We start from the raw sequence: 14513 nt of genomic DNA, 5'->3' as shown, positions 1-14513 counted from the left end.
ATCCAAGAGCAATCAAACCTGATTTTTCGATACTGCTTTGCAGCAACACGTCCCTTGCACGCAGAAAATGAAAGGCGTGAAGATGGCGACAAAGACACAGAACCCTTCCACCCGAAAACCCAAGCCAGAGCTGTTTTCCGACCTCAAGGTCCAAGATGGAAATCGCAAACGATCCCTAACCGAGAAGGAGAAGATAAATCTGGCAGCCATGCTTGCTGTCAAAGAGCGCCCTGAGGCGTTGGACATTCGGCCCCTGGTTCCCAAAGGGTCTTACATTCAGCGCATGCTGAACCACTTCAAAGCCACTGATACCAGCTACGCGCTGCCCTTGTTTCAACTGATCATGATTGCATCATCGTGGCTGACGCAAAACAGCGCCACGCTCAAAATCCCCGGATTGAAGCCTCATCGCCCAATTTTGTGGACGATCGCGCTTGCTTCTTCCGCAAGCTCAAAAACGCTCGCGACAAACCGGGTCAAGGAAACTTTGACCGACGAGGAAGACCCGAGCCCTGTACGAATGTTCCCAAAAGGGAGTTCTGATGCTCAGTGGATAATCGACCTAAAAGAGAACAACGGTTCGTACTGGTTTCAGGACGAGGTTGGTCAGTTTTTCAAATTGGTCTTGACCCATTCAAATTACGCCAGGATCAAACCCTGGATTCTTGACGCCTATTCACACGAAGAAATCTCCAATCGCCTCAAAAGCGAAAAAGAAAAACTGACTGTTACGGATCCACATTTCACGTTTCTGGGCCTTTCAGTGCGCGAAACCTGGAAGATGAACATTGACCTGGCCAGCATGCTCGATGGCATGTGCCAGCGGTTCAACTACGTGATTGCCGAAAAGCGTACCGACACAGATATGTTTGATCATTTTCTTTTCTTCCGTGGGGAACAGAACGATGTAGAGCAGGAAGCTCTGCGCGAAATGTGGCATGCGCTTTGTCATCAAGGAAATTCATGTGGAGAATACACCCTGGCTCCAGAGACACTTCCGTTCCTCGAGTCTTGGTGGAGAGGACTTCGACCGGCCTGGGGCAAAAGCGCCCTGCCGGAATCATTCATCCGCCGGATCGGTTTTTCGGTCCTCTCCTATCTGGTGGTTATTCATTTCCTGCTTGGGAGATCGCGAAAGAAGATCGACATCGAAACAGCACGGATTGCCACCCGTTTTGCGGAGTATCACATGGAGTGCGCCCTTGTGATGATCCGCGAGTATGACACTGGGTGGTCCGATCAGATCCGCATCGTGGCAGATCGCCGACAGCGCCACATAGAAAAAACCGGGAATGCGCCGACGGCTCGAGAAATCCAGAAAAACCTGAGTTCGAAGGCACGGCAGATTCTGAACTCCAGCCAGATCAAGGAGATTATTACGCTGCTCGAAAAACTCGAAACCTCCAACAACGAACCTCTGCTTGATGCCGGGAATGACCCAATCTCGGATCGGGTATTTGCTCAGCATATGGCAATCAGGAAACGTGAAGATACCCAAGAATATTGGCGAAACAAGAAACGCCTCACCAGGATTCTTGATGATTTCAGATTGGAAGTAGTGAACCCATCATTGCCCACAGGCAATATTGTGGACTTCAGAGCAACGACGGACGTTCAAACTGAGGACTCGCTGGATGAAAGAGTGGGTTGAAGACGTGGGAAATTACTTGAAGTAGCCTCGATACGATCTGACTCCGCCCCCTTCTCAGCAAGCTGAAGTCGGGGCGGCACATCCCTTGATGGGGTCGAAATGGGTCGACCACTTTTGTTATTAACTTTGTATTCTCTTGAAATGGTCAGCACGATAAGAGACCTGTCATCTTTGATGAATTGCAACAGTACGTTCCGAACTTTCTTAGAAAGCAACCAGGAAGAACAGCGATTGACAAGCGAGCCTTCGTTAGATCAATTCGTCTTGTGGTCGTATAAACCTCTCGCAATATTTCAATAGTTGTACGCTTAGATAACCGTGACAGAAATTCATACTGACACCCCAGATCTTTACAAATTTCTCAAACTAATTCGCTTCGGCGTTTTTCAAGTAATGCCGGGCGCCGACGCTCCTCTGTTCACCTTATCAATGGGGCTGCCAAATTGATGTTCTGGTGCTCGACGCTCTCCGGTTATTGGTGGCCAAACTTCGTTGCGCGGATTTCCCGACCAAGCCTTTACCACAACATCTATCTACACACTACCGCGCCATCGTGAGCCAACGACCGCTTATGTTTCGAAAAGGTATGCAATGCGCATCGATCCCCTGATGACCCGCTCCCCGACAACAGGCGCGCTGCGCTACGTGACGGACGATCTACTGGCTGAAATCTACCTGGAACCTCAGATATCAAATGCTAACATCGCCGAGCATCTCGGCACCGGTGCACCTTGGTCCGAGAGCTTCGCAGCTGCACCTGAGGAGACCGCGCGAGCGGTCAAGGCCGGGCTGATCGCGCTTGCACATGCCACGCCGCGAATTGATCCTTCTGACGTACGGCCAGAGAATCTTCCCGAGGGACGTGCCCGCTCCCATTTAACCGCGCTACGTAATCTGTGGTATGACATCGGCTCCCTGCCCGGCCCTATGAACACTTGGCGGCACGTCTTGAGCAGCACTGTCGCGGACGCGCTGGAACCGCTGCCGTTGGTGGGCGAAGATTGCACCTTTGCATCCCCGGCAGAGGCGGCGCTGGCCAACGCTCTTCGCACGCATCATGGCTGCGTGGATGATGTCCAAGCCGCGCCCTTGGCCGACGACGGAAGCGCGTTGCGCCATCTTCAGGATAACCTCGGGCTCCGCTCCGAGACTACCACACCGGACGCGTCCGTCATCTGCCACGGGCTGCGCGACCCGCATGAAGAAGCCGAGTGCGCCGCTGCTTTGGCGCAAACCCATCTGGAAGATGGCCGAGCGGATCACCCCGGCGAGATCGGCCTACTTGTCCCGGACGGCCCCACCTACGAACTGGCGCTGCAAGAGGCCTTCGATCGGGTCGGACTGCCGCTCTCCGGGCTGCCCGCCCAACCAGTAATCCGTGACGGGCCGGGCGAAGTACTGTCGCTTTTGCTGGTCCTGCTGAGCGGCCCTACACCTCGTACAGCGCTTGCCTCCCTGTGTATCGCACCCGGAATGCCTTGGCCGGCAGAGACGGGCCGCAAGATGGCCTGCGACGTGATCGATCGGGGGTGGTCGCGCACTGCGTCAAGCCTTAGCGGACCGGCGCGCGAATTGCTCGACGCCTTGCGCCCCTGCAGCAACCCCGAACAACTTTTTGCTCGGCTCGGCGTCATCGCTCAGGCCGCGCCCGAGGCCAAGCTGCACCCTCGTATTGCAGCGCTGAAATCCGTCACGCGCGATTCCATCGACTGGCCGCTTCTGCGCCGCCTTGCAGCGCCAAACCTTGTTGCCTCCGAAGGATATGACCGGTTTGTCGAGGGCGTATCTCTTTTCACAGAAAACGCCCTCCCGTGGCGTTCGGCACGCCAGTTGATTGTGCTGGGAATGGCCGGGCGAAACTGGCCCCGTCCGCCAGGATCGAATCCATTTTTCACCGAAGGCGAGATCGCTTTGATCCGCGAACGTGGCCTTCAGCTGGAGGGGCGCCAGCAGAAGCTTGCTCGTGGGTTGGAACTCTTCCGCCGCCAGCTGAGTGCCGCGACCGAAGGCTTGACGTTGCTTGCCCCGGCACTGGATTTACGAGGCGACCAATTAACCCCTTCGACTGGTTTGGCGCTAATCGCGCAAATGCTGGGCGCCGAGGAAACCACCGATCTTGTCCAGGAAATGCGTTCGACCCAGCCGGAGGAGTTGCCGGTAACAACCATCAAACCCGACCCTGTCCCGATTGGCGGCGCGCCTGCCTTGCCGGAAAGCGGCATCCTCCATATCCAGCGCGGACTTGGCACCACAGAACAGCCCGGCTTCGACCTGCTACGACTACGAGACGCATCGGATGGCACACCGCTACCGCATTCTCCCTCAAGGTTGGAGACACTGCTGGTCAGCCCCCTTGGCTGGTTGCTGGATGAACTTGGCGCAAAAGACCTCAGCTGGGCGCCTGAGACACTGGATGCAATGACACTTGGAACGCTGATGCACCAGGTTCTGGAAGATGTCTTTGCGGAAGGTAAACCGGTGCCGGACGAACATACTATTGCCGACGTTCTATCCGGCGTGCTGGACGCAGCGATCGGCCGCCATGCCGACTGGCTTGCCAATGCAGCCTGGACTACGGAACGCAGTAGTCTGCTACGCGAGGCCAAGGATATTTGCAGCGCCTGGGCGGGGTTCCTGCGTGAGACCGGCGCCGAGGTCCTGCATAACGAGATCCCCCTTGCGGGTGAACACGGGGGCCTACTGCTGCATGGCAAGGCAGATTGCCTGCTGAAGCTGCCCGACGGGCGCATCTTGGTGGTTGATCACAAACGGTCCAGCGCAGGTGGTCGGCGCGACCGTATGGCCAAGGGCTGGGACCTTCAGGTCGCACTTTACCGCGCTATGCTCGAACGCCCCACGCAAGATACCGCACTCACCCGGCTTGTCGCCGAAGGATCTCAGGTTGTAACCGCCTACCATATGCTGCGTGACGGGACCGTCCTGTCTGATGCGGCTGGCGGCAACGTGCCTCGGGTTGAAACAACGAGTGAGGATGCTTCGTTGAACGCGATGGAGCACCTTTCTGAAGTCTTGGCCGAAGTCGGCGCAGGTACGATCCGCCTAAATCACCTGAACGACGCAAAGTCTTTCGACAAGGAGCGCGGGATAAAGGCCTATGCCCTCGACATCCCACTCGTTGCAGCCTTCAGCCTGCCTGATGACGCCACTGAGGGGGACGCGCAATGACACAACTGTCCCTCGTTCCGGCCGGTGCCGGTGCTGGAAAGACCTATCACATCCAGAAGACGTTGGGGGCTTGGGTCGAAAGCCGCGAGGTCGCGCCGGGGCGGATCCTTGCTGTGACTTTCACCGAAGCGGCCGCCGCCGAAATGCGAGATCGTGTACGCAGTGAGCTGATGGGACGCGGTCGGTTGCACGACGCGCTGGAAATCGACCGCGCCTACATGGGCACGATCCACGCGTTGGGACAAAGGTTGCTCACAGAGCATGCCTTCGCCGCTGGGCGTTCCCCTGAAAGTCGGTTGTTGAGCGAGCCTGAACGCGATTTGCTAATCCGCTTGGAAATGCACCGATGCGAGGCTCTGGAACCACTGATGGCAGACCTCGAACGGTTCGGCTACGCGTGGTCTCACGTAACGCAGACCACCGCCGAGGATGAATTTCGTGCCGATGTTCTTCGTACTGTCGACCTGATCCGTGGGCTCGGTGCGCGCGGGCAGTCGCTGGACATCCTGGTGCCGGCTCTGGATGCGCTGGCCGAGGGTTACGGCCCGGTTGAGGCGGATGGCGAGGCCCTGACCGCGGCATTGCGCCGAGCGTTACATGATTTGTTGGAGGTCTTTCCGGATAGCCTCGCTCCACATTTTGCTGCAAAGAAGTCTGTCCGCGATGAGTTCGCAAGAAACCACCAGATCCTGCGCAAGGCCAATCAACCTGGTGTCCTCGAAAAAGACTGGATGGTATGGCAGAAACTGCGCAGCCTCAGATTAACGAAACGCGGCACCCCAACTCCAGAAGGCTACGACGCCCTCGCCCAGTCCGTCATTGATGCCGCCAGCGCACTGCCTCGCCATCCTGGTCCCTTGGCCGATGCCTGCGCGCATCTGACCGCGTTGGTTACTGGCGCTCAGCAGGTGCTGGAGGCCTACCAGACTGCCAAACGCCAGTCCGGGCTAATCGATTATGCTGACATGATCGCGGAGGCCGAAACCCTTCTTCGCAACCGCCCCGAGATTCTGCATGCTGTTCTGGGCGAAATCGACTGCGTTGTGATCGACGAATTCCAGGACACCAACCCGGTGCAGTTCGCGCTGCTCTGGCGGCTTGCGCAGGGGGCAAAACGAGCGCTGATCGTCGGCGACACCAAACAATCCATCATGGGTTTTCAAGGTGCTGACCCACGGCTGTCAGAGGCCTTGCAAGCTGCGCATCCGGATGCGGTCACGCCGCTTGACCGAAACTGGCGCTCCGAAGCGCGGATCATGGAGATGGTCAATGCACTTGGCCCGACGCTCTTCGACCAGTACGACCCGCTAAGCCCGCAACGCAAGGCGACAGAAGAGCCCGCGCTCGAGCTGCTGAACTTGCCTGGTGGACGCAAGGACACCACGGCCGCCTGCATCGCCAATCGGGTGGCTGACATCCTGGATGCGGGAACGCCGGTCTATGACAAGGCAAGCAAGGAGATGCGCCCAGCCAAGCCAAGCGACATCGCCGTTCTGACATTTACTCACGCCAAGGCCAGCGCGGCTGCTGCCGCCCTCGAAGCCCATGACCTGCCCGTGCGCATCCAGCAGAACGGTTGGCTGACCGCGCCCGCGATGCGCGCCGCCCGCGCCGCGCTGGCGTTGGCAGCTGATCCAGACGACATCCACTCAGCGCTGACATGGCTGACCCTTGGTCCACCGCGCGTGCCACTGGAAGACGCGTTGCGCAACGCCGTTGACGGGGTGCTGAACACACATGTCTCGCTCGTTTCTCTGAACGCCCTAAATGAGGGCGTAGTTGCCCGCACCGTGGCCGACACCTTGGCTGCCGTCCTGCGCACGACCAAACTACGCGACTGGGCCGCCGGGTTGGCACAACCGGCACAAGCGCTGGCTGACCTGGCACGCCTTGAGGCCGAAGCACAGCAGTTTGACACCATGGCACAGGACCTGCGCGCCGCCGCAGGCTTCCACGGTGCTGGGATACAGGTCTTCCTCGGATGGATTGCGCATCAATCTGCCAAGGAATGGGATCGCCATCCCGACCCGGATGGCTGGTCTGCTTCAGGGATAGAGATCTGCACCTGGCACGCCGCAAAGGGGCGCGAGTGGCCAATCACTCTTGTCGCCGGGTTGGATCAGAAGATCGCCGAGCGCCCGGGCACCTTGCGGGCCGATTTCGATACCTTCCACGATCTCGACAATGTTCTCGATCATGCTGGGTTGGGCTACCTGCCCGATTTCGCAGCGCCGGAATCGCAAGCCCCCTTCACCGAGGCCCGCCGCCCCGAGGACGAACGCGACGCGGCCCGCAAACTCTATGTCGCGCTGACACGTGCGCGGGATCGGCTGATCCTCGCAATGCCTCGGGAACGGTCCAAACCACGCGAGCAAGCAGAGCGCATGGTCGATCTGCTGCGAGATCGCGCCGGATTTGAAACTGGCGATGACACATTGTCTGTCGCCGGACAGTCCTTTGCCGCGCTGATCAGAGAGGGCCTGCCGGAAGAGCCCCCGGAAGCTGAACAATCGGGAAGCGAGGCGCACCTACGCTTGGGCCTACCGCGCACCATGCCTGACAGTGTACGAACGCCGTGGCGCCGCAGCCCCTCAACCCTCGAAGCCCCCGGACAGGAACCTGACGTGCTCCTCGAAACTGTGCAGTTGGCAGACGGCGTCGCCGAGACCCGCACGAGCAGCGCAGCCAAGCGCGGCACTGCCTGGCACTTGGCTTTCCGAGCTCTGGCCGAGCGCCCCGATCTGGTCGACCGGATTGCCGACGCGACCGGCTTGCCCGCAAAAGCCATCGCCCAGATCGCCGCCCAAGCGGAGGCCCTGACCCAATGGCTAATCGAACAGGGCTATGACAGGCTCCACTTCGAACTACCCTTGCAGGAAAAAGCAGCCGATGGATCGGAAACCAACGCTATTCTCGACTGCCTCGCCGAGGGACCGCACGGGCTGTTGATTATCGATCATAAATCTGGCCCCTGTCCCGATCCCGTCGCGCGCTTTGCCAGTTACCAGCCGCAAATCGAGGCCTATGCCGCCATGGTGCGCAAAAAGTGGCCCGACAAACCTCTGAACGGCGTCGCGATCCACTGGATGAGTGAAGGAACGTTGAGCATCGGCAACACGTCGATCGAGGAGCCAGCCTGATGTCATTTTTCGCATGGATCGATTTCGACCAAGCCGATCGGGACCGGACGCGCAGGATCATGGATCTCTTCGGTCAAGAAGACAGCCGGGATGAACTCGGGCTCGGCTCGGTTCGTGACGCGTTGGCGGACCTGATGTTCCCAGGCACCTCGACGATCCAAACTCGGTTGCGCTACATGCTGTTCGTCCCGTGGATTTACCAGATGGCCGGTGCCCATAAAGGTTCGGCCGGCTCGCGGCGAGAGGTTGCGCGGGCGCTTGAGATCCGTCTCATCGAAGCTCTCCTGCGTGGCGGGGAAACACAGAATGTCATTGGCAGTGCCGCAAAAGAAAAGCTGAAGCGTCTGCCCAGTGATGTCTATTGGGCGGGTCTGCTGACCCTTGGAATCCGACGTTTTCAGGGAAGTCGGAATGCCTGTCTGGAGGCAACCCCCGGAGAATCCTCCACTCTGTGGGCCGCTGGCTTACCCCCTACACCAGACGGCTTTCTCTCTTCACCTGACAGCTCTGCGAATTTCCACTTGACCACGGAAGAGGCTGGTTTTCTACGTGACCGCCTGGCCCAAGACGCTCCGGACAGCCTGTTCACTTGGCTTTCACGCCAGACAAGTGCAGCCGAGTGTGGCATGATTTGGCAACACCCATCACGCTCCGAATGGCCGAACGACATCAAGGCGATCGTTGATCATGCCGAGCGGTTTTCACGCATGATGCATGGGGCCTCCCTTTTATACAACTTCATGCTATCGGAAAGGGCTGCCCGCATGCAGGCCGTGGAGGACAGCAGTTGGCATGAGCGTGTCGAGAACTATTCCGAAAGGCTCGACATCTGGGCGCAAGAGAACCCAGTTCACCTCTTTGAGAATTGGAATCTGACGGACCTTTGGATACTGGCACAAGGCACGATCCACGATGTCAAACCGCACAGCCGTCGGTTCATTGAAACTTGGCGAGATGTCGTCTTGGAGACCCAAGGGCAAATCAAAGAAAACAATGCCGCCTGCGCCATGGTGCGCGACCGCGAGACCCGCTTGAAAGGTCCAAAGTCCCGGTTTCGCAATGACGGGGCCTTGATGCGTTGGAGCGGAGCCTCGGGAACGACCCCACTAAACTATCGTTGGAAGCCTGTCGTCGAGAACCATGTAAAGGATCTTATCGATGCGGGATAACGCGGTACTCGATCCGGAAAACCGTGCGCTTTATGCCGAAATTCTGCGGCCCCCTGCAGGTTACGACGTCGGTGCTGCGTTGGCGACAACCTATACCCTCGATTTCGAGACGGCGCTGGTTGTTCCGGCGACACTGGCCTTCCACGCAGCCGAAAACAGGCAGGAAACGCTGGATACACCTTTGGCGTTGCTCGAGGGCTTGGAGCGTCTATCCACACGCATTGCCATCTTTTGTGAAGCCGGGCGGATCAAAGCCATCCCGAAGGGGGCCAACCGGTTGACAGCCCTTTTGGAAGACACGGTGAACGAAGTTGCCGCCCCGCGCGGTGGCGCCTTTCATCCGAAACTCTGGCTCTTGCGTTTCACGCCGATTGGCGGGATCGGAAAACCTCGCCTCAGACTGGCGTTGCTGTCACGCAACCTGACCAACGATGCGTCCTGGGATCTTTCTCTGTCGCTGGACGGCGTGGCAAACGGGGCCATCCAAGATCAGAATACACCGCTGGTCGATCTGGTTCGCTCCTTGCCCGACCTCGCATCCAATCGTCCGACACCGGACCATGTGAATACCATAGTCACATCACTGGCTGAGGATCTTGCGCACGCCGAATGGGAGCATCCAGAACACATTCGCAGGATAGGTTTTGCCGTGAACGGTCTAACTGGTCAGGTCTGGCGTCCGCAAATTGGACGTTCACTTGGCATTGTTTCACCATTCGTGACAGACCATGCCCTTTCGACGTTATGCAAGGGCATCGATCCCGCCTCAGCCTGTCTACTGAGCCGCAGTGAGGAACTGGCTCTTCTTGCACCCGAAACATTGGCTCGGTTCGGAAAAACGTTTGTACTGGATGAAATGGCCGAAACCGAGGATGGCGAAGAAAGCGACCCCTCGTCGTCCGGACCTGTCCCGGCGCGGGGGCTACACGCTAAGGCTTTCATAACGGAACGGCATTCGAGCACCGAAATCACCATGGGTTCAGGGAATGCAACCGCACCGGCTTTGATCAGCGGAGACAACGTCGAGGTCTTCGCGACATTGTCCGGTTTTTCCCGCCACCTCGGAACGATGGAAGATCAGCTATCTCCGGAACGGCTGGGCCGGTTCCTTCGGGAATACGTACCATACGAGCCAGTCGATGATCCCCAAGAGAAGGCTGCCGAAAAGCGCCTTGAAGAGGTCCGCCGAGCTCTTGTCGCCATAAAACTTGTCCTGCGTTGCGAAGTAAACGCCGAAGGTCGCGTCGCCTTGTATCTGTCTGCGGAAAACGTGGTAACCGTCCCGGACGGAATCGAGCTGCGCCTATGGCCCATCGTCGCAGGTATCGAACACGGTATCAGTATGACGTTTCTGGATGACGGTGAACAGCTTCTTGCGCACTTACCGCTCAAGGACGTGACACGCTGGATCGGCGTCAGGCTGCTTGACGAGGCAACAGGCACGGAGCAGCACTTCGCACTCGGAACCGAGTTGATCGATCTACCCGATGCCCGTACAGCCGAAATTCTCCGCGCATTGATCGAGAATCGAGACGCCTTCCTGCGCTACATTCGTCTGCTTCTGGGGGATGTGAGCGAGGCCGCCAAAGCCCTGTTTGCGTCCGGTCAGGGTGGCAATTTGCCCGGCGTATTTGGCAATACCCGTGATGCACCTATTCTCGAAGACATGGTGCGAGCGTTGGCGGGTGACGGCAGGCAGTTACGCGATATTGAACGGCTGATCACGCGCCTCAGCGACCCCGACACTGGGCACAGCGAGGTTATCCCGGACGAATTCCTGGAACTGTGGGAAACCTTTCGCGCTGTGATGTCTGAGGAAACAAGTCATGACTGACCGTTTCAGCGCAGACGATGCGCTTCGACCCCTCAAAGCGTTCCAACGCAAGACTGTCGACTATGTCTCGAAACGACTGCTCAGCGATCCCGATGCAGTGCGTCATTTCCTGGTCGCGGACGAAGTGGGGCTTGGCAAGACAATGGTGGCGCGAGGCGTGATAGCACGCACAATCGAAGCGCTTCAGGACAGCATTCCGCGTATCGACATCGTCTACATCTGTTCGAACGGCGCTATTGCCAAACAGAACGTCGCGCGCCTCAACGTTATGGGCGGCGAGCGCACTCGCGTCTTGCCGACGCGTCTTACCATGCTTGCCCTCGAACTGGCCCGCGCCGGGGGGATCAAGCGCGAAGGTGTGAACTTTTTCAGCCTGACACCCGGCACCTCGCTTGATCTTAAACATGGCGGCGGCATGAAACACGAGCGCGCACTGATCTTGCGGCTTATCTGGGATCTACTGACAGATCGCCGCGCCGTCGCGAAGATGCTGCAAGGCTATGCCGGGGTGCAAGGCTGGCGCGAAACCCGCAGGTGGATTGACCAACAACCATTGGAGCCACAGATCGTAGAGCGGTTCCAGAAAGCGGTCTCCGCTCGCCCTGATCTGCTGCAGCAACTTGAGGACTGCGCTCAGTGCTACAAGGGCCTACGCTTCAACGACACCGATCTAAATCGTAGACGCGAGACTATTGTCGGCCAGCTTCGCACCATCCTTGCCCGGGAAAGCGCCGAAGCATTGGAACCCGACCTGATCGTTCTCGACGAATTCCAGAGGTTTACAGAACTTCTTCACGGCGAGAGCGAGGCTGCCGATCTCGCGCACAAACTATTCAATGCCGAGGATCCGGCTGGAAACCAAGCAAAAGTCCTTCTGCTGTCTGCGACCCCATACCGGATGCTGTCTCTTCGCGATGACGAGGCAGATGCGGGGGATCACTATCGCGAGTTTCTCGATGTCCTAAGTTTTCTTTTCGGAGAGCGAGGACCTTCGGTCCGATCCGAACTCGATACAGAAATGCGCCGCTATCGCTTGGCCATGCAAGGGCTTCCCAGCACTTTCGAAGACGCTTTCGCAATCAAGACTGGGATTGAAGGGACCCTGCGACGCGTCATCGCCAGAACCGAACGCGTATCCGAAACCGCCGAGCGCGACGGAATGATGCGCGACATCGACGTTCCGGTTACGGTGGCACCTTCTGATCTAATTGAAGCTCGCGCTGTAGCAAGGGTGGCAGACGCCGCTGATGCACCGGGAACCGTGGAGTATTGGAAATCCGCCCCCTATCTTCTGAGCTTCCTGCGCGACTACAAGCTGGGCCAGCGTTTGGAGCATCTCAAGGATGCCCCCGGCAAGGCTCTGCTGGATGCACTCAAGGCTGCAAAAAGCGCTCAGATAGACACCGATGCAATCGAAGCCTATCGCCCCATACCGGATAACAATGGTCGGATGCGCGCGTTGAAAGGTATCGCCTTCAAGTACGGCATGGCGAAACGGCTGTGGATGCCGCCAAGCCTACCCTATTTCGGCCCTCGTGTGCCCGCGAGCAAACTACTGATCTTTTCGCAGTGGGCCATGGTGCCGGACGCAATTGCCGGGCTCTTGTCCTATGAAAGCGAGCGAGAGATGGGAATGGGGGAAACTGGTCGGAGCTATACGGCCCGGCACCCGCAGTTGCTGAATTTCCGACGCAACAAGGGTCGGCTAACAGGGTTGCGCGCGCTGTTACTTGTTATCCCATCTCCGACTTTGGCCGCAGCGGTTGACCCCCTTGAGATATTTCGAACCGCTGGATCCATAGTCGACGTAGCGGAAATGCGTGCTCACGCCTGTGACCTCTTGCGAGACCTGACATCATCCATTGAACCACGTCTACGCCCCATCCAACGTGGTGGAAGCCTCACGCTCGAGCAGAGTTCGGAAGCAGGGCCTGATGATGAAACCGAACGTGCAATGACATGGGATTGGGCCTGTGCCGCCGCCTTAGATATAAGTTCGGCATCCTTCGACAAATGGCTGGCAGCTGGCAATATCCTCACGGACGTCCTCCGAGCAGATGGTCAGGACGCGTGGCACGACCACCTCAACGCTCTCAGCGAAGCTGCGCGCAGTGACGTGCTGCATGGGCAGCCAGATTCGGAGCGCCTGCTTGAACACCTGACGGATCTTGCTTTGGGAAGCCCCGCAACCTGTGCACTTCGGGCCCTACATCGCGTGGCACCCGAAATCGCCCTCGACGATCCGATCATTTTGCACGCTGCAACGCGGATCGGCATGGCCTTCCGAGGACTATTCAATCAACCGGAAAGCCAGGCGCTGCTACGGACCGGAACCGACGAATTCTATTGGCAGTCGGTTCTGCATCATTGTGTCGATCATGATTTGCAATCCGTGCTTGATGAATATGTGCATACCTTACTCGAGTCCGAGGGGTTGCTGGACAAGGATCCTTCCTATGCCGTCACCGTCCTGTCGGAAACCATCGACGAGGCGCTGGCGCTCAAACCTGCTCAAATCGAAATCAAGCGGTATCGCGCACGAGGCGATCGCCTTGAGATTTCTCCTGCTGTGAGATTGCGCGGTCGGTTTGCGACCCGGCTTTTGCAGCAGGCCCAGGAAGAAGGTGCACAGCGAACGGATACGGTCCGGACCGCATTTAACTCCCCATTTCGCCCCTTTGTTCTTGCTTCAACATCTGTCGGGCAGGAGGGGCTCGATTTCCATCCCTATTGCCACAGAATCGTACACTGGAACCTTCCCTCCAACCCTGTTGATCTCGAACAGCGTGAAGGGCGCGTCCATCGCTACAAAAACCATGCAGTGCGGTTGAACCTCGCCTCCAAATTCGAGGATACACTCAAAGACGGTCAACAGATCTATGATCCCTGGCGAACAATGTTTCGGACAGCCCGCGCAGAAGCAAAACGGCCAGGTGACCTGGAACCATTCTGGCTGCTCGACGGCGAAACGCGAATCGAACGATATGTGTTGTCTCTACCGTTCAGCCGCGAAGCCGCGCTCCTCGAATGGCTCAAACGTTCGGTTGCACTCTACCGGCTGGCTTTCGGCCAACCACGCCAAGATGATCTGATGTCTTTTCTCGAGAATTTCGACAACGAGCATGAAGATATCGATCTCACTGCACTTCAGATCAGTCTTCGGCCGGTCTGAAATGGCTCTTCAATCAACTTCGATGCTTGCGTCTCTTTTCTATTGGGTTTCGACTACCTCACAATTTGGGTCGACAACCAAGACCAAAGTCTGTTTTCTGTTTTACTAACAGTATTTTAAGCTTCTAAAACCACAAAAACTGATCCACTTTTTTCGTTTAGATTGCCTACCTCATCAAAGCCGACTCCAACGACAAGCAAAAGACGCTTCTAAATTGGAATCAAACTTTCCCATCTACGAAATAGACAGCATCCACTTAGTTTTGTTTGGGTTGCCAACTTCGGGGCGCAGTCATCTGCCGAAACGATGTTTTTGCAGGTATTTCAACGCGACAGTACAAACTTTTTCCGAGTTTCCACAG

The 14513-nt window shown here is 57.6% G+C and carries 6 protein-coding genes; all 6 read left to right on the top strand.

The features are described from left to right. Positions 1-67: 67 nt before the first annotated feature. The 6 genes from ACR0A2_RS00810 (at position 68) to ACR0A2_RS00785 (ending at position 14152) form a co-directional block, all read left to right on the top strand. The gene (locus ACR0A2_RS00810; protein ID WP_480833764.1) at positions 68-1651 is read left to right on the top strand and encodes a hypothetical protein; all 1584 of its coding nucleotides are present in this window, start codon (positions 68-70) and stop codon (positions 1649-1651) included. Between the two features lie 609 nt (positions 1652-2260). Continuing rightward, positions 2261-4837: a PD-(D/E)XK nuclease family protein gene (locus ACR0A2_RS00805; RefSeq protein WP_480833763.1), complete on the top strand. Its 2577-nt coding sequence runs from the start codon at positions 2261-2263 to the stop codon at positions 4835-4837. Further along, positions 4834-7977: a UvrD-helicase domain-containing protein gene (locus ACR0A2_RS00800; RefSeq protein ID WP_480833762.1), complete on the top strand. Its 3144-nt coding sequence runs from the start codon at positions 4834-4836 to the stop codon at positions 7975-7977. Before ACR0A2_RS00805 ends, ACR0A2_RS00800 begins: the two co-directional genes overlap by 4 nt. After that, positions 7977-9146 carry a DUF6361 family protein gene (locus tag ACR0A2_RS00795; RefSeq protein WP_480833761.1) on the top strand — a complete coding sequence of 390 codons (1170 nt, stop codon included), beginning with the start codon at positions 7977-7979 and terminating at the stop codon, positions 9144-9146. The genes ACR0A2_RS00800 and ACR0A2_RS00795 overlap by 1 nt, the downstream gene beginning before the upstream one ends. Beyond that, on the top strand, positions 9136-10980 hold the full coding sequence (locus tag ACR0A2_RS00790; RefSeq protein WP_480833760.1) for a phospholipase D family protein: 1845 nt from the start codon (positions 9136-9138) through the stop codon (positions 10978-10980). Before ACR0A2_RS00795 ends, ACR0A2_RS00790 begins: the two co-directional genes overlap by 11 nt. 124 nt (positions 10981-11104) lie before the next feature. Beyond that, positions 11105-14152 (top strand): helicase-related protein, encoded by a 3048-nt coding sequence (locus tag ACR0A2_RS00785; protein WP_480833759.1) that lies wholly within the window; start codon positions 11105-11107, stop codon positions 14150-14152. The last annotated feature ends 361 nt before the right edge of the window (positions 14153-14513 follow it).

This window comes from Ruegeria sp. H8, assembly GCF_056532905.1.
Note: the sequence above shows the minus strand (reverse complement) of the source record. Positions and strands in the feature narration are given on the sequence as shown.